Below are 23,616 nucleotides of genomic sequence, written 5' to 3'. Positions count from 1 at the left end.
CGCCTGGTCGTCGACCGGGCGGGCCGGACCGTGTCCGCGCTCAGGCGGGAGCGAGCCGGAAGCCGACGCCGCGCACGGCGTGGATCGTCGCGGCCGCGTTCACCCGGGCGAGCTTGCGGCGTACGCGCCGGACCACCGAGTGCATGTCGGAGCCGCGACCGAGGTGCCGGTTGCCCCAGACCTCGAGGTGCAGCCGCTCGTAGGTCCACACCTGCCCGGGCGCGTGGACCAGGCAGAGCAGGACGTCGTGCTCCAGCCGGGTCAGGTCGATCTCCTGGTCGCGCCACCGCACCACCCGGCGGTCGGAGTCGATGGTCAGGTCGGCTGGTGGCGGCTGCGGCCCCGGCGTCGCCTCGACGAGGACCGCCGGGGTCGGGGGAGGCGCGACGGGAGGCATCTCGGCCACCCCGAGGAACTCCCGTGCCTGGTCGACGGTCGAGACGATCAGGAAGGCGTCGCTCCCGCCGAGCAGGTGCGCCAACTGTCGGCGTTCGGCCGGCGAGGACGCGATGCCGATGACCAGGGAGGCGACCGGAATTCCGCGCATTTCCCCCAACCCCTTCCGGTTCCCCAACGTGCTCCGGATGGTTTTTTTGCATCGTCGATCGATTTATTGATCGGTCAGCGTCTTGACCTTAGTGGTGGCGCGTCTCGGCTGGGTTAAACATAGTTGCATGTAAGCATGTGAATGGTTGCCTCGGGAAACGCCGGAGTCGTTAGAGCCGACTTGGTCGGTTTTGCCCGGCGTGCTGCCCGAGGTTTTCCGCGGTCGCGCGGAAACTGTGACAGAACGAAGACAATCCGCGGACGGCGCCCGGACCTGCCGGGTCGAGCATGACCACCATGTCCATCGGATCGTCGTACTCCATCGGGCGGTCGACACCCGGCCCGCCGCGACCGCTGCCCGCCACCCACGCGGCCCTGGCCCCCAGCCTGCGGCTGCTCGGCGCCGGCGTCGGAGCCCTGCTCGCCCTCGGCCTCACCGGCGCGCTGTTCGTCCGGACGTACCCCGGTCAGTGGCTGGACGGGCTGCTCCTGCCCCGCGCCGAGCGCGGCGGGGGGTACGCGCAGCAGAGCACCCTGCTCGGTCCGGCCCGCAGCGTGCTGGCCGCGTTCGGTGACCCGGCGCTGCTGGCGGCGCTGCTCGGCGCGGTGCTGCTGCTGGGTCTCCTCGGGCGGCGACTGGTGGCCGCGCTCGTGGGCGTGGGCATGGTCCTCGGTGCGGTGGTGGTCGCCGGGGCGGTCAAGTCGGCGCTGTCACGCCCGGATCTCCAGGTCGAGAGTTCGAGCATCCACAACAGCTTTCCGAGTGGTCACGTGGCGGTGGCGACGACCCTGCTGCTGTCGTTCATGCTGGTCCTGCCCGCCCGTGCGCGCCGCTGGCTGGCACTGCCGGGTGCGGCGGGGGTCACGGTGGTCGCGGCCGCCACCATGCTCGCGGGCTGGCACCGGTTCAGCGACGCGCTCGGCGGCGTGCTGCTGGGGGTGGCGCTGTTCTGCCTGGCTGCGGCCGGGTTGGCCGGACGGCCCGGTGCCGCCGGGCCGAGGGCTCCGGACGCCGTCCGCACGGCCGGCGGTGCGGCCTGGCGTGGTCTCGCCGAGGCGGCGATCGGCCTGGTCGGGCTGGGGTGGGTGCTCCTGGTGGTGCTGCCCGGGCTGAGTGCCGCGGTGCCCCGCGGGGCGCTGGTCGCCATCCTGGCGGTGGCCGGGTCGACGATGCTGGCCGTGGGGTTGGTGGTGTGGCTGGTGCGGTCGGTGGACTTCACCCCGCCGCCGGATCGATCGATGAAAGGCTAAACACATTCATGATGCGATACTTGGTGACATGTCCCAGGTCCTGCTGATCGAAGATCACCAGACGGTGCGCGACGGACTGCAGCTGGCGCTGACGCGACAGGGGCACACGGTGGAGGCCGTGGCCACCGGCGAGCTGGGGCTGGAGCGGCTGCGCGCGGGCTCGTCCGACGTCGTGGTGCTCGACCTGATGCTGCCCGGGATGGACGGGTTCGAGGTCTGCCGTCGGATTCGCCAGCTGGGCGACCTGCCGATCATCATGCTGACCGCCCGCAACGACGACATGGACGTGGTCGCGGGCCTGGAGGCGGGGGCCGACGACTACGTGGTCAAGCCGGTGCAGGCTCGCGTGCTCGAGGCGCGTATCCGCGCGGTGCTGCGCCGCAGCGCGTCGCGGCGCGCCACCGCCGAGCGTTCCGGCCTGGAACAGTACGGGGCCCTGAGCATCGACCGGGCCGCGCTGGTGGTCAGCAAGGGCGGGACGCCGGTCGGCCTCGCCCCCACGGAGTTGCGCCTGCTGCTCGAACTCTCGCACACGCCGGGTCAGGTGCTGAGCCGGCAGCAGTTGCTGGAGGCCGTGTGGGAGCACGGATACCTCGGCGACTCGCGGCTCGTGGACGCCTGCGTCCAGCGGCTTCGCGCCAAGATCGAGGACGACTCGTCCGCGCCGGTGTTCATCCAGACCGTGCGCGGCTTCGGGTACCGGTTCGGGCCGCTGTGACACCGTGGCGCTGGGCCGTCGGCCTCCGGGTCCGGCTGCTGCTGGCCTTCGCCCTGCTGGGGGTCACCACCACGGCGGTCGTGGCCAGCGGCAGCTACTTCCAGGCCCGGACCGTCATCCTGCAGCAGGCGCAGGACGCCGCGGTGCTGTCGCTGACCGACCAGCTCGCCAAGGTCTACCCGCTGCGCCAGCTCCCGCCCACCCAGGACGACCTCGACACCTTGGCCGAGCGCCTCTCCGACCGGGAGGGGTACGCGGTGGTCCGCTACCGGGACATGCAGGCGCAGGGCAGCGAGGCACCCGACCTGCTCACCCCGGAGCTGCGCCAAGCGGTCGGTGACGGCTCGATCGCCTGGCAACGCGTCTCGTTCGACGGACAACCCGTGCTGCTCATCGGCACCCAGTTGGGGCTCGAGCGCAGCAACGGCTCGTCCGTGCCGTCCGGGCTGGAGGTCTACTCGGTGCACAGCCTGGCCTCCGAGCAGCGGAGCATCGACCGGCTCGCCACGCTGGCCTGGCTGACCGGCGGGCTCTCCCTGGTCCTCGCGGTCCTGCTGGCCCTGCTGGCCGCCCGGGGCGTGCTGCGCCCGATACGCGACCTGGGCCGGGCGGCGCGCCGGCTCGGCGAGGGTGATCTGACCACCCGGCTGTCGGTCCGGGGCGCCGACGAGCTGGCCGACGTGGCCCGGACCTTCAACGACACCGCGGCGACCCTGGAGCGCCAGGTCGGTGAACTGCGCCGGATGGAGGCCGACGCGCGGCGCTTCGTGGCCGACGTGTCACACGAACTCCGCACGCCGCTGGCCGCGATGACGGCGGTCACCGACGTGCTGGACGAGGAGGCCGACCGGCTGCCCGGGGACGCCGGCCGGGCCGCGCGGCTCGTCAGCCAGGAGACGCAGAGCCTCACCCACCTGGTCAACGACCTCATCGAGGTCAGCAGGTTCGACTCGGGCACGGCGCGGCTCGCCCTCGACGACGTCGACGTTGCCGCGGCGGTGACCGCGACCCTGCGGCTGCGGGGTTGGGTCGGCCGGGTCCGGACCGACCTGCCGCCGGGCATCGCCGCCCGGCTGGACCCCCGTCGGCTGGACGTGATCGTCGCGAACCTGGTGGCCAACGCATTCCGGCACGGCGCCGAGCCGGTGTCCCTGCGCCTGCGCGCGGACGAGGGCTGGCTCACCGTCGAGGTCAGCGACGAGGGGCCCGGACTGGACCGGGAGGTGCTGCCGCACGTCTTCGACCGCTTCTACAAGGCGGACACCGCGCGGACCCGATCCGAGGGCAGCGGCCTCGGCCTCGCCATCGCGTGGGAGAACGCACGCCTGCACCGCAACGCCCGGCAGCGGGGGAGTCTCGTGGCCGGCAACGGCACGCGCGGTGGCGCGGTGTTCACGCTCCGGCTGCCCCGGGTCGCGGCGGCCGGCGAGGAGGGAGCCCGATGACCCGCCGTCGCGTGCTGACCCGGACCCTGCTCGCCGGCGGGCTCCTGCTCACGCTGCTCGTGGCGGGCTGCGGCGTCCGGCCCAGTGCGGTCATCACGGGCCGTCCCGCGCAGAGCGGCGCGTCCCAGGGCGCCCGGCTCTACCTGCTCTGGCACGGGCGGCTCGCGCCGGTCGTCCGCGGGCTCAAGGTGGACCCTCCGCCCGACGTGGCGCTGGCCATCCTCGCGGCCGGTCCGGACGAGCAGGAACGCGGCCACGGGTTCACCTCCGAGGTGCCGGCCGGTCTCTTTCCGGACCCTCCGGCGCAGGTGCCACCCGGCCCCGAGGGGGCCTCGTCGGCAGTGGTGACGGGCGGACGGGACGGCCTCACGGTCACGGTGACGGGCGCCGCGCTCGCGCTGTCGGCGAACGCGGCCGACCAGATCATCTGCACGGTGGCCGACGCCGCGGCGCAGTCCGGACCCGCGCAGTCCTTCACCCCGGTCACCATCGTCGGGCCGGACGGCGCCCGCCCGGCCCGGCCCTGCCCCGTCACCTGACCGGCCCGGCCCTGCCCCGTCACCTGACCGCGACGGCCCCGCCCACCGGGTCCACCGCGCGGGCCGACCGAGGCAGTGAGCCGGGGCGGACCTGGCCCTGATCCGCCAGCGCACCGGCGATCAGGATGTCCAGCAGCGCGGCGAACCCGATTCCGGCCTGCTGCCAGATCTGCGGAAACTGCGACGCGGCCGTGAACCCGGGGAAGGTGTTCACCTCGTTCACGATCGGCTCACGGGAGCCGTGCTCGGGCAGGAAGAAGTCGACGCGCAGCAGCCCACGACAGTCGAGGGCGTGGAAGGCACGGATCGCCCGGTCCTGGAGCACCTCGGTCGTCGCCGCGTCGAGCGGGGCGGGAATCTGGAAGACCGCCCCGCCGTCGTACTTCGCGTCGTAGTCGAAGAAGCCGGCGCCGGTCACCCGGATCTCCAGCGGTGGGCCGGCCTGGACCCGACCGTCCGGGTACTGGAGGACGGCCACGTCGATCTCCCGTCCCCGCGCACCCTGCTCGACGAGCACCTTCGGGTCGACCTGGCGGGCCTGCTCCAGCGCGGCGGTGATTCCCGCCCAGTCGTCCACCTTGACGACGCCCAGGCTGGACCCGGCCCGCGCAGGCTTGACGAAGACCGGCAGTTGCAGCCGTCGCCGGTCGGCCGGCGCCAGATCCTCGCCGGGGCGCAGGGTCACGCCGGGGCTGACCCGCAGGCCCTCCACGGCGAGCAGCCGCTTGGTGACACCCTTGTCCATGCCGGCGGCGCTGGCGAAGACGCCGTTGCCGACGTACGGCACGCCGAGCCACTCCAGCAGCGACGCCACGGTGCCGTCCTCGCCGTACGGGCCGTGCAGGGCCGGGAAGACCACGTCCTGGGTGCGCAGCACACGCAGCGCCTGGGGGAGTGCAGTCGGACGGCCGTCGAGGTGCCAACCGCCGTCGCGGCCGATGAGCACCTCGGTGACCTGGTACCTGTCGCGGTCCAGAGCGGCGAGGATGCTCGCCGCCGACTGGCGGGAGACCTCGTGCTCGCCGCTCTGCCCGCCGTACAGCACTGCCAGTCGGGTCGTCATGACGTCCGTGTCCTTTCGTGGAGGTGGTCGCGGGCCACCCGGGCCCCGATACCGGTCAAGATCTCGTGCGGGTTGGTGTCGGCCCAGCGGGCCCACTCGCCGACCGTCGGAGGGTTCTGGTCGCCCTCGGCGGGGCCGAACACCACGACCGGGTCGCCGATCGCCACGGGGAGGTCCCCGACGTCGACCACGCACTGGTCCATGGCGATACGCCCGACCACCGGGCACCGGCGGCCGCCGAGCCACACCGAGGCGCGACCCCCGCTGGCCCGGGGCACCCCGTCGGCGTACCCGAGCGGGAGCAGGGCCAGCGTGGTCGGCGCGTCGGTCACGTGCTCGGGCCCGTAGGAGACGCCGGTGCCGGCCGGTACCCGCTTCACGTTGACCACGCTCGTCCGCAGGGTCATGGCGGCGTGCAGGCCGAACCCGCCCGGGCCGGTCGCGCCGAACGGGTCCACGCCGTAGAGCGCGATCCCGATCCGGCAGAGGTCGAACCGGGTCCGTGGTGCGGACAGCGCGGCCGCCGAGTTGGCGAGGTGGACCAGGTCGGGGTCGAGGCCGGCGCGGCGGGCCACCCGCAGCGCCTCCTCGAAGGCCACCACCTGCCGGTCCACGGCGGGCGCGCCCGGCAGGTCCGCGTCGGCGAGGTGGGACCACACACCCCGCACCCGGATCCCGCCCTCCCGCTCGTACTTGCCGGCCCAGCCGACCAACTCGGTCCAGTCGTCCCCGGCGGCCCCGTTGCGGGACAACCCGGTGTCCGCCTTGAGCTGCACCACCGCCGGTACGCCGAGCAGGCGGGCGGCGTCGGCGATCGCGTGCAGGTGCGTCGTCGTGGACACGCCGACGTCGACGCCGGCGTTGATCAAGGCGCCGAAGTCGTCGGTCGGGCGGTGCAGCCAACTCAGCGTGGGCGCGGTCACGCCCGCGTCGCGCAGGGCCAACGCCTCGGCCGTCGAGGTCACCCCCAGCCAGCGGGCGCCGGCCCGCAGCGCCGCGTAAGCCACCTGCACCGCGCCGTGGCCGAACCCGTCGGCCTTCACCACGGCCATCAGGTCGGTGCCGGTGACCGACGCGATCGTCCGCACGTTGCCGGCGATGGCCCCGTGGTCGACCGTCGCCTCGGCCAGCGTGCTCATCCGGCCGCTCCCGCCCGGCGGGCGTGGGGCAGCGCGAACAGCCAGCGTGCGCGCACCGCCAGCAGCGCGCGGTGGATGCCCAGGCTCAGCCCGATCACCAGCCCGGTCAGCAGGATCGGGTAACCGAGGACGAGCAGGTCCTGGGCGGGCCGTTCCAGCCCGGAGACCGGTACGACCAGCACCTGGTGCAGCAGGGCCAGCTGGGCGCCGAGCACCGCCATCGTGGTGAGCGCGAGAACGTAGCCGCTCGAGGTCAGCAGGAGACGGCGTCGGCTGGCGGTGTCCGCCCACCGGTGCACCTGCGGTCGCAGGTACAGGCCGGCGAGGAAGAAGACCAGGTTCTGGTAGACGCCGGCGCGGTTGCCCGGCGTGTCGAGCAGGCCGGCGGCGGCGACCGCGGACAGCGCCGCGGCGGGCACGAGGACCAGCGCCCGGGGCACCCGGAGGGTCGCCTTGGCGATCGTGAAGTACAGCGCCAGGGCGTACAGGTACCAGAGGTTGGACGGGGTGACAGTCAACTGCTCCAGCAGGCCGGCGGGCGAGGTGGCGCGGTCGGTCGGCAGATCCGGGGCGGCGGCGAGGATCGCGGTGTGGATCAGCAGCCAGACGATGTACAGGTAGAGGAACCCGGCGATGCGGCTGCGTGCGACGACCCGCCACGGCCGCTGGGCGGCGTTCGCCGCGAAGACGCCGGAGATGGTGAAGAACAGCGGCATCCGCAGCGGCAGGAACTGCTCGCCGAGCGTTCCCCACAGGCCCGGCACCGGCACGCCGACGTGCCAGTCGATCTGCAGGTAGTCCTTGACGACGACGTGCCACCCGACGACGAGGATGACGCAGACGCCCTTCGCGGCGTCGGCCCACTCCGCCCGGTGCGACCGACCCGCGGCGGCGTCGGCGGTCCCGCTCGGTTGCCGGTGGCCGGGCCGGACGCGCGGCGCGACGGCGGCGGGCCGGGGTGCGGTGGGAGACAGCTGTCGGGTCACGCAGCCGAAGGTGCCAGCCGGATATCCGCGCGTGATCCACGAATTGTCATGAACCGGTAATGGAGTCGGCCGCCGTGGCGATGCTGATCACCATCCGCGCGGGTCCACTAGGCTCGACCCGGAGGTGCCGAACATGAAGCTCGGGTTGCACTACTGGAACTACTCCGTCCCGGCGCAGCCGGCGGCGATCGCACCGACCCTGGCGGAGACCGCCACCATCGCCGAGCAGGCCGGCGTCGCGTCGTTCACGGTGATGGACCACTTCTTCCAGATGGATGCGGTGTTCGCGGCCGAGGAGCCGATGCTGGAGGCGTACACCACGCTGGGCTACGTGGCCGCGAGGACGCAGCGGATGACGCTGGGTGTGCTGGTCACCGGCGTGATGTACCGGTATCCGGGGTTGCTCGCCAAGACCGTGACGACCCTCGACGTGCTGTCCGGCGGCCGGGCCCGCCTCGGTATCGGCGCATCCTGGTACGAGCGGGAACAGCTCGGGCTGGGCGTGCCCGTGGTGCCGGTGGCCGAGCGGTTCGAGCGGCTGGAGGAGACGCTGCGCATCTGCCGGCAGATGTGGAGTGACGACGACGGTCCGTTCAACGGACGGCACTACCAGCTCGCCGAGACCATCAACTCGCCGCAGCCGCTGAGCCGCCCGCACCCGCCCATCATGATCGGGGGTGGCGGCGAGAAGAAGACCCTGCTGCTGGTGGCCCGGTACGCCGACGCCTGCAACCTGTTCGGTAGGGACCAGGGCGCCGACGGGGTGGCGCACAAGTTGGACGTGCTGCGCGGGCACTGCGCCGCCGAGGGCCGCGACTACGACAGCATCGAGAAGACGGTGCTGGCCGCCCGGCCGCCACTGGAGGATCTGGACGGGTTCCTCGCCGAGGTGTCCGACTACGCCGCGCTCGGTGTCAGCGAGGTGCAGGTCACGCCGGATCGGGATCCGGTGGAGTTCGCCCAGCGGCTCGGTGCCGAGGTGCTGCCCCGGTTGGCCGACATCGGCTGACACCACCGGGCGCCCGGGCCGTCCATCGTGAACGGCCGGCCAATTCCCGGTGGAATTGCTGGTGTGTACCACCGTTTCCGCCGGCGATGGTGAGGGTCACACAAAGTGTTGCGGTGCCCGCCGGGAATTGTTTTCCCGGCGGGCCGGGTGCCGCAGATGTCACCACTTCTTGTTACCGATCGGTATGAAGTCTTGGAGTTGCTCGGCCAGGGTGGAATGGGTCGGGTGTGGAAAGCCCGCGACCGAATGCTTCAGTGCGACGTCGCCATCAAGGAAATCGTTCCACCGCCCGGGCTGACCGACGAGGCTCGGCAGGAATTGCGGATCCGCTCGCTTCGGGAGGCGCGGGCGATCGCGCGACTCGACCACGTCAACGTCGTGCGGGTCTTCGACGTGTTGCTGGGCGCCGATGGCGACCCGCAGATCGTGATGGAGTACGTGCGGCGATGCACGCCCGCCAGCGCACCTTCACGACGGCGAAGCGGAAGGGCTGCGCCATCGTCTGGTCGACGCCCGAGGCCGCCTGGGACGCGGACGCGTTCCAGGACATCACCTCCGGCTTCCGGCCGGCGTCGGCGGCGGGCGGGGCCACCCCGTCCGCCAGGCCCGACCCCAGCGTCTCGCCCACGCCGGGCGCTCCACCCGTGCGGTCCGCTCGCGGCTCGTCGGGATGGCGAGCAACCGGTGCCTGGACATCACGGCACCGGACTCACCGGACCCCGTCCGGCCGCGACTCTTCGACTGCCGGGACGACCGCGCCCGCAACCAGCTCTGGACGATGCGGCCGGACGGCAGCGTGCAGTTGGGCGGCCGCTGTCTGGACGTTGCTCGGTGCGTCCAGCGACGCCGGAGCGGCGATCCAGCTCACCACCTGCAACACGACCCCCGCGCAGCGGTTCACCCTGAGCGAGGGTCGGCAACTGGTCAACGCGCACAGCGGACTGTGCCTGGGCACGGTCGGCCAGAGCACCGCGAACGGCGCGTAGCTCGAACAGCGCGGCTGCACCCCCGGCACGTCTCATCTGCGGTGGACGCGGCGCTGACAGCGGGCGAGGGCTGACCTCCACCAGTGGTGGAGGTCAGCCCTCGCCAACGGTCGACGGGGTCAGGCCACCGAGGCGGGGAACCGTTCCCACACCCGGTGCGCGGCCATCAGCTCCCGCACCGCCGTCAGGGTCTCGGCGCCGGAATCCGCCGTGACGATGCCGGGCGTGCCGACCACTCCGGCCTGCTCCAGCACGGTGACGCCGCCGCCCCAGGCGCCGATCGCCTTGACGTGGCGCCAGCACTCCTCGACGAGGAGCAGCACGCGCGGATCCACGGTCGACGGGCCCGGGCGGCCCGCCTTGGCGTCCCGGGCCGGCATCGCGTCCGGCGCGGGCGCCGGCGCCCCGGCCAGCAGGAGCGCGTCGAACTCGACCGACCGTCCGGTGGCGAAGGTGCGCTGCACCGGCAGGTCACCGACCATGCCGCCGTGCGGGGCGATCAGCAGCGGCACCATGCCGGCCTCGAACACGGCCCGGCGGACGTGGTCGACCCCGTCCAGGTCACCGTCGGGGTCGACGACGATGCCGACGGTACGGCCGTCGGTGGGCCACTCCTGACCGACCTGCGACAGCGCGGGGCTGGGCGTGACGTCGGCGAGCGGCACGGTCGGCTGCGGCGCGGGCAGACCCAGGCCGGTGGCGACCTGCGCGCACAGCACCGGGTCGATGTTGGCGAGGCTCTGCAGCTGGCGTTCCTTGATCGCCTGGTGGTAACACTTGCCCAGCTCGAAGGTGTAGGCACGGATGATGTGCTCCTGCTCGACCGGCGACATGCTCAGCCAGAACAGGCGGACCTGGCTGTAGTGGTCGTCGAAGGAGGCCGGGTTGGCACGGACCTTGGGCGCCTGCGCCACCGTCACCGGCACGTCGAGGAACGCGTCCTCGGCGTCGCCGGCGGGCAGCGGGTTGCCACCGTCGAGCGAGTTCGGCCGGTACGGTGCCACGCCCGCGTGCACGGCCTGCTGGTGGAAGCCGTCGCGCAGCATGTCGTTCACCGCCGCGTGCGGGCGGTTGATCGGGATCTGCGAGAAGTTGGGGCCGCCCAGCCGGGTGAGCTGCGTGTCGACGTACGAGAAGAGCCGGCCCTGCAGCAGCGGGTCGTTCGTGACGTCGATGCCCGGCGGCAGGTGGCCCAGGTGGAAGGCGACCTGCTCGGTCTCGGCGAAGAAGTTCGTCGGCGTGCGGTTGAGGACGAGCCGTCCGATCGGCTGGACCTCCGCCAACTCCTCCGGCACGATCTTCGTCGGGTCCAGCAGGTCGATGCCGGCGAAGGTCTCCTCGGGGGTGTCGGGGAAGACCTGGATGCCCAGCTCCCACTCCGGGAACGCGCCGGCCTCGATCGCGTCGTAGAGGTCGCGTCGGTGGAAGTCCGGGTCCATGCCGCTGAGCATCTGCGCCTCCTCCCAGGTCAGGGAGTGCACGCCGAGCTTCGGCTTCCAGTGGAACTTGGCCAGCGCCGTCTCCCCGGCCTCGTTGACGAGGCGGAAGGTGTGCACGCCGAAGCCCTCCATCGTCCGGTACGAGCGCGGGATGCCCCGGTCGGACATGTTCCAGATGGTGTGGTGCTGCGCCTCGGTGTGCAGGGAGACGAAGTCCCAGAAGGTGTCGTGGGCGCTCTGCGCCTGGGGGATCTCGCGGTCGGGGTGCGGCTTGCCGGCGTGGATGATGTCGGGGAACTTGATCGCATCCTGGATGAAGAAGACCGGCATGTTGTTGCCGACCAGGTCGAAGGTGCCCTCGTCGGTGTAGAACTTCGTCGCGAAGCCACGGGTGTCGCGGACCGTGTCGGCCGACCCGCGCGAGCCGAGGACGGTGGAGAACCGTACGAAGACCTCCGTCTCCCGGCCCTTCTTCAGGAAGCCGGCCCGGGTGACCGCCTCGGCGGTGCCGTAGGCGGTGAACACGCCGTGCGCGCCGGCGCCGCGCGCGTGCACCACGCGCTCCGGAATGCGCTCGTGGTCGAAGTGCGTGATCTTCTCGCGTAGGTGGTGGTCCTGGAGCAGGACCGGGCCGCGGGGTCCGGCCTTGAGCGAGTGGTCGGTGTCGCGCAGTCGCGCCCCGTTGGCGGTGGTCAGGTAGGCGCCCTGCTGGCCGTTCGCGGTCGCCGGCGCGCCGGTCTCGGCACCGGTGGGCGTACGGGTCTGCGGTGCGCCCTGTTCCGGCTTGGGCGGCAGCGGGTCGTGCGGGGTTGTCGGCTCCTCGATCGTCGGGGGCGCGCTGCCGGGCGCGCCCGGGACGTCCGGCGTGAGGGCGTCGGCGAACTTGTCTGAGGCTGTCTTCACGGCGTTCTTGACCGCCTCGGCGGGCTTGCTGGAATCCACTGGACGTACCCCTCCATGGAGCGCTTACGAGCAGGCGAGAGCCCTGCTACCCCTGGTCAGAGGGTCAAAACACAATCGATGCCGCAGGACTGGTGATTTCACCGATGCGTGGCCCGGCGGCGCGGTCAAAACTGACGCACGTCGATATCCCTCGACTCTAGGGAGTGCCCGACGTGTCGTCACCAACCACCACCCGTCCCCGTTCCATGGCCGCCCGGCTCGGGCTGGCCGCCGTACTGGTCGCCGGAGCCGTCCTGGCCGGTCCGTCCGGCGTCGCGCAGGCCGCCGGCCCGTACGAGCGTGGTCCCGCCCCGACCACCGCGATCCTGGAGGCCAGTCGCGGTCCCTTCGCCACCGCCTCGCAGAGTGTCTCGTCGCTCAGCGTCACCGGCTTCGGCGGCGGCGTCATCTACTACCCGACCAGCACCAGCGAGGGCACCTTCGGCGCCATCGCCATCTCGCCCGGCTATACCGCCGCCTGGTCGAGCATCAGCTGGCTCGGACCGCGGATCGCCTCGCACGGTTTCGTGGTGATCGGCATCGAGACCAACACCCGGTTGGACCAGCCGGACAGCCGGGGCCGGCAGCTGCTCGCCGCGCTGGACTACCTCACCGAGCGCAGTTCGGTGCGCAGCCGGATCGACAGCAGTCGGCTCGCCGTGGCCGGCCACTCGATGGGTGGCGGGGGCAGCCTGGAGGCGGCCTCGGCTCGACCGTCGTTGCAGGCGGCGGTGCCGTTGGCGCCGTGGAACCTGGACAAGAGCTGGTCCGAGGTGCGGGTGCCGACACTGATCATCGGTGGCGAGAGCGACACCGTCGCTCCGGTCGCGTCGCATTCGGTGCCGTTCTACACCAGCATCCCGTCCTCCTCCGAGAAGGCGTACCTGGAGCTGAACGGCGCGAGCCACTTCTTCCCGCAGACGGTGAACACGCCGACCGCGCGGCAGATGGTGGCCTGGCTGAAGCGCTTCGTCGACGACGACACCCGCTACGAGCAGTTCCTCTGCCCCGGGCCGAGTGGCTCGCAGATCGAGGAGTACCGCAACACCTGCCCCAGCGCCTGAGCGGGGATCCGGGGCGGTCGCCGACGGCGGCCGCCCCGTCCGCGTCGGATCATCGAAGGTCTTGACGCCGTACCCGAGAAACGTACACTGCGAGTGTAAATAACACCCGCCACGGCAGAGGGATGGGTGATGGAGCGCGGCCTCGAACTGCACCACATCGGCGTCCGTTTCGGCGGCCTCACCGCCCTCGACGACGTCTCCCTGCGGGTGCCACCCAACCGGGTGGTGGGCGTGATCGGGCCCAACGGCGCCGGCAAGACCACGCTGTTCAACGTGATCTGCGGATTCGTCGCACCGCACACGGGTTCGCTCACCCTCGACGGCCGGCCGCTGCGGCCACGGCCGCACCAGCTGACCCGGCTCGGCATCGCCCGGACCCTGCAGGGGACCGGGCTCTTCGCCGGGCTCACCGTGCTGGAGAACGTGCTGACCGGCGCCTCACACACCGCGCGGGCCGGCTTCGCCACGGCGCTGTTCGGCCTGCCCGCCAGTGACCGCGACGAACGGCGGCTGCGCCGGCAGGCCCTGGACATCCTCGACGATCTCGGCATCGCCCAGCACGCCGAGGCCGCGCCGGGCACGCTGCCCTTCGCCGTACGCCAGCGGGTCGCCCTGGCCCGCGCGCTCGCCGCGCGGCCCCGGCTGCTGCTGCTCGACGAGCCTGCCGGTGGCCTCGGCGGCGACGACATCGACGAGCTGGCCGAGCTGGTCCGCGAGTTGCCCCGTCGGGACACCGATCCCTGCGCGGTGCTGCTGGTCGAGCACCACATGGACCTGGTGATGGCCGTCTGCGACGACCTCGTCGTGCTCGACTTCGGTCGGGTGATCGCCGCCGGCACGCCGGAGGAGATCCGCGACGACCCGGCGGTCACCGACGCCTATCTCGGCGCCACGCTCGAGGAAGCCTCATGAGCGCACCGGACCTGCTCGTGGTGCGTGGTCTGGTGGCCGGCTACGGGGCTGCGCCCGTGCTGCGGGCCGTCGACCTCACCGTCGCGGCGGGCACGATCGCCGCCGTCGTCGGCGCCAACGGCGCGGGCAAGACCACCCTGCTGCGGGCGCTGTCCGGCATGATCCGCCCGGCCGCCGGCCAGGTCGTCCTCGCCGGGGAGGACCTGCGCGGTACGCCGGTGGAGCAGCTCGTCCGGCGGGGCATGGCGCACGTGCCGGAGGGGCGGGGCGTGATCAGCGAGCTGACCGTCGACGAGAACCTGCGCCTCGGCGGGTTGTGGCGGCGTGACCGGGCCGACGCGGGCCGCGCCCTCGACGAGGTCTACGAGCTGTTCGAGCCGCTCGCCCGCCGCCGCCGGCACCTCGGTCACCAGCTCTCCGGCGGCGAGCGGCAGATGCTCGCGCTGGGTCGGGCACTGGTCGGTCGGCCCCGACTGCTGCTGCTCGACGAGCCGTCGCTCGGCCTGGCGCCCCGGGTGGTCGCCCGGACGATGGCCCTGCTGCGCCAGTTGCGCGACCGGACCGGCCTGACCGTGCTGCTGGTCGAACAGAACGTGCGCAGCGCGCTCGCCGTCGCCGACCAGGGCGTCGTGATGTCCCTCGGCCAGGTCGTGATCGCCGCACCGGCCGCCAGGCTGCGCGACGACGTCGACCTGCGCCACGCGTACCTCGGTTTCTGACCACCACCTCGTCCCCCGGAGGGAGGACTGTTGGACCGCTTCGTCTTCCTCACCGTCGACGGCCTGTCCCGGGGCGCGGTGTACGCCGCGTTCGCGCTGGCCCTGGTGCTCATCTGGCGGGCGGCGCGGGTCGTCAACTTCGCCCAGGGGGCGATGGCCGTCGCCGCCGCGTACGTCGCCTACTCGGTGTCCGCGGCGACCGGCTCGTACTGGTTGGGCTTCGGCGTGGCGATCGTCGCCGGGCTGCTGCTGGGCGCGGTGGTGGACCGCGTCGTGATGCGCCACGTCGACCACGCCTCGCCACTCAACCCGGTGATCGTCGCGCTCGGGCTGGTGCTGCTGATCCAGGCCGTCCTGGGCATGGTGTACGGCAACGAGTTCCGTCCCGCCGAGGCACCGTTCGGCAGATCCGCCCTCACCGTGGGCGGCGTCGCGGTGCTGTCGCCGTACGACCTGTTCGTCTTCGCCACGATCGGTGTGGTGGTCAGCGGCCTGGCCTGGATGTTCGCCCGTACCCCGGTCGGCCTGCGGATGCGCGCGGCGGCCTTCGCGCCCGAGGTGTCCCGTCTGCTCGGGGTCAACGTCGGTGGGATGTTGACGCTCGGCTGGGCGCTCGCCTCCGGTGTCGGCGCGCTGGCCGCCATGCTGGTCATCCCGACCGAGCTGGGGCTGCATCCGCACGCCATGGACCTGGTCTTCGTCTCGGCGTTCACCGCGGCGGTGGTCGGCGGGCTGGACAGCCCACCAGGGGCGGTGGTCGGCGGTCTGGTGGTGGGCCTGCTGCTCTCGTACGTCAGCGGCTACGCCGGCAGCGACCTCACCCCCCTGGCGGTGCTGGTCCTGCTGCTGGCGGTGCTGCTGGTCCGGCCCGGCGGGCTGTTCGCCCCGGTCGCGGCGAGGCGGGTGTGAGCGCCACCGGGGCGGTCCTGCCGCCGAAGAACCGGCCGGCCGCCACGGGTGACCGACCGGTCGACCGGCGACGCGGCTCCACCCTGCTGCGTCACCTCGCCGTCGTGCTCGTCGTCGGGCTGCTGCTGGTGGCGGTCAGCTACACCGTCGAGCCGTTCCGCAACTTCCAGCTGGCCACGGTGGCCGCCTACCTCTGCGCGACCGCCGGGTTGACCGTCCTCACCGGGCTCAACGGCCAGCTCTCGCTCGGGCACGGCGCGTTGATGGCCACCGGGGCGTACACGGTGGCGCTGTGCCAGAACGCCTTCGCCGACCGGGGGATGACCGGCGGCTGGCTCCTGCCGCTCTCGCTCGGCGCGGCGATCGTCAGCACGGTCGCGGTCGGTGCGGTGGTCGGTGTGGCGGCGGCTCGACTGCGCGGCCCCTACCTGGCCGGGGTCACCCTCGCCGTGGCCGTGGTCGTGCCGGCGCTGGCCGTCACCTTCGACGGCGTGTTCAACGGTGAGCAGGGGCTGTCGGTGCCGGTGGAGCCACCGCCGCTGGCGCTCGGCCCGTACTTCCCCTATGAGCGCTGGCAGCTCTGGGTCACCGGCGCGGCCACCCTGCTCGCGATGCTGCTGCTGGCGAACCTGATCCGCAGCCGGTACGGGCGCACGTTCCGGGCGGTCCGCGACGACGAGGTGGCGGCGCGCCTCGCCGGCATCCACGTGGCCCGCACCCAGGTCCTCGCGTTCGTGGTCAGCGCCGCCACCGCCGGGCTCGGCGGCGCGCTGCTGGCGGTGCTCGCGCAGAGCGTCTCGCCCGGCGCGTTCTCGCTGACCCTGTCGCTGTTCCTGCTGATGGCCGTGGTGATCGGTGGGTTGGGTCGGCTCACCGGGGCGTTGTGGGGGGCCGTGCTGCTCGTGGCCCTGCCCGATCTCACCCACTCGCTCACCGAGCTGCTCACCCTCTCGCCCGCGGTGGCGCAGCGGCTGGAGGGCAACCTCCCGCTGGCGATCTTCGGACTCACCCTGATCGTCGTCATGATCGCCGCCCCCGGCGGTGTGCAGGGTCTGCTGTCGCGTCTCGGCCGGGCGCTGTCGGCCCGATGGTCGGCCCGGCGTTCCTGAGCTGTCCTCGGTCCGGCCTCGGCCGGGCGCCCCACCACCACACCGTTCCCGACAGTCATCACCGAGAAAGGTCGGTGTTCTCCATGCACCGTACGGCACAACGCGGTCTCGCGATCGTCAGCACCATCGCCCTGTTGGTCGCCGCCGCCGGCTGTGGCGGCGACGACGGCCCCGGCTCCGGCGGGGCGTCGGTGCCGGGCGTCACCGACACCGAGATCGTCGTCGGCACCCACATGCCCCTGACCGGTCCGGCCTCGGCCGGCTACTCCAAGATCGCCCCGGCGACGAAGGCGTACTTCGACTACGTCAACGCGGCCGGCGGCGTGCACGGTCGGAAGATCACCTACAAGGTCATGGACGACGGCTACAACCCGGCGAACACCCAGCAGGTGGTCCGCCAGCTCGTCCTGCAGGACAAGGTCTTCGCCATCCTCAACGGCCTCGGTACGCCGACGCACACCGGAGTGCTCGACTTCCTCAAGAGCAACCGGGTGCCGGATCTCTTCGTCGCCTCCGGCAGCCGCAGCTGGGACCAGCCGGACAAGTATCCGGGCACGTTCGGGTTCAACCCGGACTACACGGTCGAGGGCAAGATCCTCGCCAACTACGCGAAGGCGAACCTGGCCGGGCAGAAGGTCTGCTTCCTCGGCCAGGACGACGACTTCGGCCGCGACAGCCTGGCCGGCGTGGAGAAGGTGCTCGGTGCCGGGGCGGTGGCGGTGGCGGTCAAGCAGACGTACGTCACCAGCAACACCAACGTGGCGCCGCAGATCGGCGCGTTCAAGGCGGCCGGTTGCCAGGTCGTGGTGCTCGCCACCGTGCCAGGCTTCACCGCGCTCTCCATCGGCACCGCGGCGCGGTTGGGTTTCAAACCGCAGTGGCTGGTCTCCAACGTCGGTGCCGACCACCCGACCCTCGCCAAGCAGCTCGGCGCCGCCGCTGCGCTGTTGGAGGGCATGGTCGGCACCAACTACCTGCCGATGCAGAACGACACGGCGAACCCGTGGATCCAGCTCTTCACGAAGGTCAACAAGACGCACAACGGGGACGCGCCGTTCGACGGCAACACCGTCTACGGCATGTCGGTCGGCTACCTGTTCGTGCAGGCGCTGCTCGCCGCGGGTAAGGATCTCACCCGGGAGAATATGCTCGAGGCCGTGCAGAAGGGCGGCTTCCAGGGCCCCGGGCTGGTGCCGCTGCGTTTCTCTGCCACCGACCACTCCGGCTACGGCGGCCAGCGGCTGAGCCGGGTGAGCGGGGGAGTGCAGAGCTACTTCGGGCCGGCGTACGAGACCGACGAGGCGGACGGGCCGGTCAACGAGTACACCGCCGCACCGGTGGCGCCACCCGCGAACGGGGTGCCGACCGTCTCCTGACGACCCGTAGCACCGGCAGTCGACCGGGTGTGGCCGCGCGTGACCACACCCGGTCGTCCTGCTGCGCCCGTCCCGGCGCAGAGGTGGGACGGTCGTTGACCGAGAGAGATCAGCCCTCCTACTATCCGCACCATGACTGCAAATACACGTCGGATCGTCACCGTCACCGGCCAGCACCGGCTGATCATCGACTGTCTAGACTCGGCGATGCGTCGGGGGGCGCCGTGGCGGTGAGGGGGCGGAGGCGGATGGAGACGGTCGAGGTGCCGGGCCGCGTCGACGGGCGGACCGCTCGCGCCGAGCGCACCCGTGCGGCCATCGTCGAGGCGCACCTCGCCCTCATCTCCGAGGGTGACCTGCGTCCGACCGGGGAGCGCATCGCCGAACGGGCCGGCATCTCGCTGCGGACGCTCTGGACCAACTTCAAGGACATGGAGACCCTGTTCGAGGCCAGCGGTGCCGAGGTGCTCCGCCAGCAGGACGCCGCCTACCGGCCGATCGCGCCCGGGTTGCCGCTGGTGAAGCGTGTCGACGCGTACTGCCGGCAGCGGGCCCGGCTGCTCCAGCTCATCGCGCCGTCGGCGCGGGCCGCCCAGATGCGGGAGCCGGTGTCGGACCAGCTGCACCGCAACCGCCTCAAGCACATCGACCGGGTCCGCGAGGAGGTCGAGCAGCTCTTCGCCGCCGAGCTGGCGCGCGCCGGACGGGGGCGCGACCAGCTGCTCAACGCGCTGGTGGTGGCGAGCACATGGTCGTCCTGGTCGATGCTGCGCGACGGCCTCGGGCTGGGCGTGGACCCGGCCCGCGCGGTGATGGCGCGTACGGTCGGCGCCCTGCTGGCCGAGGTGTCGGCCGACTGATCCCGGCGTCGCCCCCTCTTTCCATCCGGTTACCGGTGGGTCACACTGGGACGCATGGTTACTGCATCAAGAGTGCAATTAACCGTGCTGCATGGCCGGGACGACGAGTGCCGGGCCATTCGGGGCCTGCTCGACGGCATCACCGACGGCGGCGGATCCCTGCTGCTGCACGGTGAGCCCGGATCGGGTCGTACCGCCCTGGTCGGCCACGCCCACCGGCACGTCGAGGGCCACACCACCACCGTGCTCGCCGGCACCGGGCTCGCCGAGGAGGCCGGGTTGCCGTACGCCGGCCTGCAACGCCTGCTCGATCCGCTGCTCGACCGGACCGCCGCCCTGCCGAAGGAGCACCGCCACCTGCTGCGGCGGGCGCTGGGCGGGCAGGACTGCCCGAGCGATCGTCAACTCGCGCTCTCGATGGCGGTGCTCGGCCTGCTCGCCGCCGCGGCCCGGGACCGTCCGCTGCTGGTGACGATGGATGACGTCGACCGAGGAGACCCGCAGACCGGGCGGGTGCTGGCCTTCGTGGCCCGCCGCCTGCGGCGGGTGCCGGTCGTCGTCCTGCTCACCGCCGACCTCACCGCCAGCATCGACGGGATAGCGGCGCACCGACTGCGACCGCTGACCGGGCAGGAGAGCGCCGCCGTCCTCACCGACCGGCTCCGGCTGCGCCGCGAACGACAGGGCGGTGTCGTCGACCACGACCGGCTGCCCGAGCGGCCCGCCCCGCCGGCGGTCGCCGCCCTCGGCGTGGTCGGCGGCGGTAACCCGCAGGCCCTGGTGGACCTCGCCGACGTGCTCACCCCGGGCCAGTGGCGGGCCGAGGAGCCGCTGCCCACCGCGCCACCGACCGACGGCGCGCTGGCCCGCTCCTACCGGGCCCGGCTGGACCGGCTGTCGCCGTCCACCCGCCGGCTGCTGCTGCTCGCCGCATTGGACGAGGAGTACGGGCCGGCCGCCCCGACCCGGGCCGTGCGCGCCGCCGTGGAGGGGCTCGCGCCGGCGGAGGTCGGCGGCCTGGTCCGCGTCGAGCCGGGCGGCGTCACGTTCCACCAGCCGTTGGTCCGCGCCCTGGTCGTGGCCGGTGCGCCGCTCGCGCAGCGTCGGGCGGCGCACCGGTTGCTCGCCGGCGCACTCGATCCGCACGGGCAGCGCCTGCGCCGGGCGATGCACCTCGCCGCCGCGGCGGCGGGTGCCGACCCGGCCCTCGCCACCGAGCTGGAAGAGGCCGCGACCGCCGCGACGGGCGACTGGTCCACCGCCTCGGCCGCGCTCTGCCGGGCCGCCGAGCTCAGCGACGACCCGGGGCGCACGGCTGCCCGCCTGCTGTCCGCCGCCCACTACGCCTGGGCCGCCGGCCAACCCGGTCAGGCCCGCCTGCTGCTCGACCGCCTCCGCGGCGTCGGAGGTGCGGTGGCCGTCGAGGGGCGTGCGGCTCTGCTGCGCGGCGAGCTGGAACTGCGCTGCGACGCCGCCGCGGACGCCTCGGCCACCCTGCTCGCCGCCGCCGACGGGCTGGCCGGCACCGATCGCTTCCTGGCGCTGACCGGGCTCGTACGCGCGGGCGAGGCCGTCTGCTTCGGCGGCGACCAGTACCGGTACGCCGAGGTCGGCCGCCGGGCGGCGGCGCTGCGGCGTCCGAACGACCCGCCCGTCATGGAGCTGATGAGCTGTCTGGTCGCCGGTGTGGCGGCGACGCTGCGCGGCGACCACGAGCGGGCCGGCCCGGCACTGCGTCGGACGGTCGTGCTGGGCGGCCGGTTGACCGGCCCGTCGTTGACCCCCACCGCGCTCGCCTGTGCGGCGGCCGCCGGTCTGGTGGTCGCGGTCGACGGTGCCGCGCACCGGCTCGCCGAGCGCGCCGTCGCCCTGGCGCGGGAGCGGGGCGAACTGTCCATGCTGTCCCGGGCGCTGGAGTTGCGAGCGGTCGCCGAGTACTGGCTGGGACGGCACGAGACGGCGGCGGAGACCTCCCGCGAGGGGCTGCGGGTCGCGCGCGCCACCGGTCAGACCAACTGCGCCAACGTCCACCTGGGCATGCTCGCCGTGCTGGCCGCCGTGCGGGCCGACCGGGACACCAGTCTGCGACGGATCCGGGAGATCGGTGAGGCGCCGACACCGGGCAGCCGTCCGCACGCGCTCGCCGGGTGGGCGCTGGCGGTCCTCGACCTGGTCGACGGCCGGCACGCCGAGGCCGCGGCACGGCTGGCGTCGCTGGCCCGGCTGGGCACCGGCCGAGGCCAGGTGCTGGTGCAGGTGATGGCAACCCCGTACCTGGTCGAGGCGGCCGCCCATCTGGCCCACCGCCCGGCGGCGACGGCCGCACTCGCCGTGTTCGACAGGTGGGCCAGCAGCACCGCGAGCCCGTTGCGGCGGGCGCTGTCCGCCCGGTGTCACGCGTTGCTCGCACCCCGGGGCAGTGCCGAGGTCGAGCGGCAGTTTCTGACCGCGCTGCGGCTGCACCCGGCCGAGGCTGGCGCGTTCGAACGGGCGCGTACCGAGCTGCTCTTCGGCCAGGAGCTGCGCCGCAGCCGACGCCCCCGCGACGCCCGCGGGCACCTGCACCGCGCCCGCGAGACGTTCACCCTGCTCGGGGTGGGATGTTGGGGCGAGCAGGCCACGGCGGAGCTGCGCGCCGCCGGGGAGTCCGTCGGCCCGCCGGATCTGCCGGCGGCGCGGCTGCTGACCGGCCAGCAACTGCGGATCGCCCAACTGGTCGCCCAGGGGGCCACCAATCGGGAGATCGCGGCGCGGATGTTCCTGTCCACCCGTACGGTCGACCACCACCTGCGCAACGTGTTCCACCGGCTGGGCATCCGCTCCCGTACCGAGCTGGCCCGCGCGTTCGCGGACGAGCCGCACGCGGGCCGACGCCGGTGACGCCCGCTCGGACACCGTCCGGTCTGGACGACCTAAACTATCACCGCTAGTTTATGCGTCATGGAGCTCACCCTCTCCGCCGAACAGGCGGCGGTCCGGCAGCTCGCCGCCGAGTTCGCCGACCGGGAGCTGGTCCCGCACGCCGCCGAGTGGGACCGGCGCGAGTCGGTCGACCCGGCCATCGTCGGCAAGCTCGGCGAGCTGGGCTTCCTCGGGCTGACCATCGCCGAGTCCGACGGCGGCTCCGGCGGCGACCACCTCGCATACTGCCTCGTGCTGGAGGAACTCGGCCGGGGCGACTCGGCCGTGCGCGGCATCGTCTCGGTCTCCCTCGGCCTGGTCGCGAAGTCGATCGCCGCCCACGGCACCGCCGCGCAGCGGGCGCAGTGGCTGCCCCGGCTCTGCGCCGGCACCGCACTCGGCTGCTTCGCGCTGACCGAACCGGACAGCGGCTCGGACGCGGCCGCGCTGCGCACCCGCGCGGTCCGCGACGGCGACGACTGGCTGCTCACCGGCACCAAGACGTTCATCACCAACGGCACCACCGCCGACGTCGCGCTCGTCTTCGCCCGCACCGGCGGCCCCGGCCACCGGGGCGTCACCGCGTTCCTGGTGCCCACCGGCAGCGCCGGGCTGACCCGTCGGGAGATCCACGGCAAGCTCGGCCTGCGCGGGCAGGCCACCGGCGAGCTGCACCTCGACGAGGTCCGCGTGCCCGACGAGGCCCGCCTCGGTGTCGAGGGCGGCGGCTTCCGCCTGGCCCTGTCCACCCTGGCCAAGGGCCGGATGTCGGTGGCCGCCGGCTGCGTCGGCATCGCCCAGGGGTGTCTGGACGCCGCGGTCGGCTACGCCGGGCAGCGGACCCAGTTCGGCAAGCCGATCGCCGGCCACCAGCTCGTGCAGCAGTTGCTGGCCGCCATCGCGGTGGACACCGCCGCCGCCCGCCTGCTGGTGTGGAGGGTGGCCGACCTGATCGACCGGGACGAGCCGTTCGCCACCCCGAGGCGTCGATGGCCAAGCTCTTCGCCAGCGAGGCCGCCGTCCGCGCGGCCAACAACGCGGTCCAGGTCTTCGGGGGGTACGGCTACATCGACGAGTACCCGGTCGGCAAGTACCTGCGCGACGCCCGGGTCGCCACCCTCTACGAGGGCACCAGCCAGATCCAGCAACTCCTCATCGGACGCGCGCTCACCGGCGTCAACGCCTTCTAGTCCAAAGGACCCTCGGCATGCGAGTCTTCACCTCCCTCGACGAGCTGGCCACCGCAGTCGGCGAGACCCTCGGCCCCGGCCCCTGGCAGCGGATCGAGCAGAGCCGGGTCGACCTCTTCGCCGACGCCACCGACGACCACCAGTGGATCCACCTCGACCCGGTCCGGGCCGCGGCGGGGCCCTTCGGCGGGACGATCGCGCACGGCTACCTGACCCTGTCGATGCTGCCGGCACTGGCCGGCGGGCTCTACCGGGTCGACGGGGTGGCGATGGGGGTCAACTACGGCCTGAACCGGGTGCGGTTCCCCGCACCGGTCCGCGTCGGGGCGGCCGTCCGGGCCACCGTCACCTTCACCGAGGTGTCCCCGGTCAGCGGTGGGGTGCAGCTGGTCGCGACGGTCACCGTGGAGGCCGACAGCGGCGGCAAGCCCGTCTGCGTCGCCGAGACGGTCAGTCGGCTGTACCAGGGTGTGCCGCGCTGACCGCAGGGGGCGTGGCCGCCCCTTCTCGGCG

21 protein-coding genes and 3 pseudogenes are annotated in these 23,616 nt (G+C 72.9%); 19 read left to right on the top strand and 5 right to left on the bottom strand.

The genetic code is table 11. The features are described from left to right. Window positions 1-40: 40 nt before the first annotated feature. Window positions 41-547, bottom strand: coding sequence for a winged helix-turn-helix domain-containing protein (locus AB0H52_RS02745; protein WP_357944796.1), 507 nt, complete (start codon window positions 545-547; stop codon window positions 41-43). Between the two features lie 296 nt (window positions 548-843). On the opposite strand from AB0H52_RS02745, the gene AB0H52_RS02740 reads away from it, so the two are divergent. From AB0H52_RS02740 to AB0H52_RS02725, 4 genes are read left to right on the top strand one after another with little or no spacing between them, the layout of a single operon-like run. After that, the gene (locus AB0H52_RS02740) at window positions 844-1,797 is read left to right on the top strand and encodes a phosphatase PAP2 family protein (protein ID WP_192580525.1); all 954 of its coding nucleotides are present in this window, start codon (window positions 844-846) and stop codon (window positions 1,795-1,797) included. A 28-nt stretch (window positions 1,798-1,825) separates the two neighbouring features. Continuing rightward, window positions 1,826-2,515 carry a response regulator transcription factor gene (locus AB0H52_RS02735; RefSeq protein ID WP_151493195.1) on the top strand — a complete coding sequence of 230 codons (690 nt, stop codon included), beginning with the start codon at window positions 1,826-1,828 and terminating at the stop codon, window positions 2,513-2,515. Beyond that, complete coding sequence (locus AB0H52_RS02730; RefSeq protein ID WP_151493194.1) at window positions 2,512-3,960, top strand: HAMP domain-containing sensor histidine kinase; 1,449 nt, start codon at window positions 2,512-2,514, stop codon at window positions 3,958-3,960. Before AB0H52_RS02735 ends, AB0H52_RS02730 begins: the two co-directional genes overlap by 4 nt. Beyond that, window positions 3,957-4,499, top strand: a complete 543-nt coding sequence (locus tag AB0H52_RS02725) for a hypothetical protein (RefSeq protein WP_357944792.1) — start codon at window positions 3,957-3,959, stop codon at window positions 4,497-4,499. Before AB0H52_RS02730 ends, AB0H52_RS02725 begins: the two co-directional genes overlap by 4 nt. Window positions 4,500-4,518: 19 nt before the next feature. Here the strand turns inward: AB0H52_RS02725 and AB0H52_RS02720 are convergent, their stop codons facing one another. Genes AB0H52_RS02720 through AB0H52_RS02710 form a run of 3 tightly spaced genes read right to left on the bottom strand, consistent with a single transcriptional unit; the run spans window position 4,519 to window position 7,687 of the window. Next, window positions 4,519-5,562, bottom strand: coding sequence for a D-alanine--D-alanine ligase family protein (locus AB0H52_RS02720; RefSeq protein ID WP_357944789.1), 1,044 nt, complete (start codon window positions 5,560-5,562; stop codon window positions 4,519-4,521). After that, window positions 5,559-6,701: an alanine racemase gene (gene alr, locus AB0H52_RS02715; RefSeq protein WP_357944787.1), complete on the bottom strand. Its 1,143-nt coding sequence runs from the start codon at window positions 6,699-6,701 to the stop codon at window positions 5,559-5,561. Before alr ends, AB0H52_RS02720 begins: the two co-directional genes overlap by 4 nt. Continuing rightward, window positions 6,698-7,687, bottom strand: a complete 990-nt coding sequence (locus AB0H52_RS02710) for an acyltransferase family protein (protein WP_225854551.1) — start codon at window positions 7,685-7,687, stop codon at window positions 6,698-6,700. Before AB0H52_RS02710 ends, alr begins: the two co-directional genes overlap by 4 nt. A gap of 133 nt (window positions 7,688-7,820) precedes the next feature. Here AB0H52_RS02710 and AB0H52_RS02705 point away from each other — a divergent pair, with 133 nt between their 5' ends. The 4 genes and pseudogenes from AB0H52_RS02705 (at window position 7,821) to AB0H52_RS02690 (ending at window position 9,682) form a co-directional block, all read left to right on the top strand. After that, a complete protein-coding gene (locus AB0H52_RS02705; RefSeq protein ID WP_151490388.1) occupies window positions 7,821-8,696 on the top strand; it encodes an LLM class F420-dependent oxidoreductase in 876 nt (291 codons plus the stop codon). 156 nt (window positions 8,697-8,852) lie between these two features. Beyond that, window positions 8,853-9,137 (top strand): annotated as a pseudogene (locus AB0H52_RS02700) (protein kinase); the annotation flags it as partial. A 229-nt stretch (window positions 9,138-9,366) separates the two neighbouring features. After that, a pseudogene (locus AB0H52_RS02695) lies at window positions 9,367-9,465 on the top strand (hypothetical protein); the annotation flags it as partial. 55 nt (window positions 9,466-9,520) lie between these two features. Then, window positions 9,521-9,682: an RICIN domain-containing protein gene (locus tag AB0H52_RS02690; RefSeq protein ID WP_151490389.1), complete on the top strand. Its 162-nt coding sequence runs from the start codon at window positions 9,521-9,523 to the stop codon at window positions 9,680-9,682. 119 nt (window positions 9,683-9,801) lie between these two features. Here AB0H52_RS02690 and AB0H52_RS02685 read toward each other — a convergent pair whose 3' ends face one another. Further along, window positions 9,802-12,063, bottom strand: a complete 2,262-nt coding sequence (locus AB0H52_RS02685) for a catalase (protein WP_151490390.1) — start codon at window positions 12,061-12,063, stop codon at window positions 9,802-9,804. A gap of 206 nt (window positions 12,064-12,269) precedes the next feature. Between AB0H52_RS02685 and AB0H52_RS02680 the strand changes: the two genes are divergently transcribed. The 11 genes and pseudogenes from AB0H52_RS02680 (at window position 12,270) to AB0H52_RS02630 (ending at window position 23,585) form a co-directional block, all read left to right on the top strand. Further along, window positions 12,270-13,127: an alpha/beta hydrolase gene (locus AB0H52_RS02680; RefSeq protein ID WP_151490406.1), complete on the top strand. Its 858-nt coding sequence runs from the start codon at window positions 12,270-12,272 to the stop codon at window positions 13,125-13,127. A gap of 129 nt (window positions 13,128-13,256) precedes the next feature. Then, window positions 13,257-14,039: an ATP-binding cassette domain-containing protein gene (locus tag AB0H52_RS02675; protein WP_151490391.1), complete on the top strand. Its 783-nt coding sequence runs from the start codon at window positions 13,257-13,259 to the stop codon at window positions 14,037-14,039. After that, window positions 14,036-14,758 (top strand): ABC transporter ATP-binding protein, encoded by a 723-nt coding sequence (locus tag AB0H52_RS02670; RefSeq protein ID WP_151490392.1) that lies wholly within the window; start codon window positions 14,036-14,038, stop codon window positions 14,756-14,758. Before AB0H52_RS02675 ends, AB0H52_RS02670 begins: the two co-directional genes overlap by 4 nt. Before the next feature lie 30 nt (window positions 14,759-14,788). After that, the gene (locus AB0H52_RS02665) at window positions 14,789-15,667 is read left to right on the top strand and encodes a branched-chain amino acid ABC transporter permease (protein ID WP_151490393.1); all 879 of its coding nucleotides are present in this window, start codon (window positions 14,789-14,791) and stop codon (window positions 15,665-15,667) included. Further along, window positions 15,664-16,776, top strand: coding sequence for a branched-chain amino acid ABC transporter permease (locus tag AB0H52_RS02660; protein WP_151490394.1), 1,113 nt, complete (start codon window positions 15,664-15,666; stop codon window positions 16,774-16,776). Before AB0H52_RS02665 ends, AB0H52_RS02660 begins: the two co-directional genes overlap by 4 nt. An 83-nt stretch (window positions 16,777-16,859) precedes the next feature. Continuing rightward, window positions 16,860-18,152 (top strand): ABC transporter substrate-binding protein, encoded by a 1,293-nt coding sequence (locus AB0H52_RS02655; RefSeq protein ID WP_357944779.1) that lies wholly within the window; start codon window positions 16,860-16,862, stop codon window positions 18,150-18,152. A 248-nt stretch (window positions 18,153-18,400) separates the two neighbouring features. After that, complete coding sequence (locus tag AB0H52_RS02650; protein ID WP_151490396.1) at window positions 18,401-19,012, top strand: TetR/AcrR family transcriptional regulator; 612 nt, start codon at window positions 18,401-18,403, stop codon at window positions 19,010-19,012. 84 nt (window positions 19,013-19,096) lie between these two features. Continuing rightward, window positions 19,097-21,892, top strand: a complete 2,796-nt coding sequence (locus AB0H52_RS02645) for an AAA family ATPase (RefSeq protein WP_357944776.1) — start codon at window positions 19,097-19,099, stop codon at window positions 21,890-21,892. 60 nt (window positions 21,893-21,952) lie between these two features. Then, window positions 21,953-22,825, top strand: a pseudogene (locus tag AB0H52_RS02640) (acyl-CoA dehydrogenase family protein); the annotation flags it as partial. A gap of 77 nt (window positions 22,826-22,902) precedes the next feature. After that, window positions 22,903-23,103 carry an acyl-CoA dehydrogenase family protein gene (locus AB0H52_RS02635; protein ID WP_255473698.1) on the top strand — a complete coding sequence of 67 codons (201 nt, stop codon included), beginning with the start codon at window positions 22,903-22,905 and terminating at the stop codon, window positions 23,101-23,103. A gap of 17 nt (window positions 23,104-23,120) precedes the next feature. Next, complete coding sequence (locus AB0H52_RS02630; protein WP_151490398.1) at window positions 23,121-23,585, top strand: MaoC family dehydratase; 465 nt, start codon at window positions 23,121-23,123, stop codon at window positions 23,583-23,585. Window positions 23,586-23,616: the final 31 nt, after the last annotated feature.

The organism is Micromonospora sp. NPDC050695 (assembly GCF_040654415.1).
Lineage (GTDB): Bacteria > Actinomycetota > Actinomycetes > Mycobacteriales > Micromonosporaceae > Micromonospora.
Note: the sequence above shows the minus strand (reverse complement) of the source record. Positions and strands in the feature narration are given on the sequence as shown.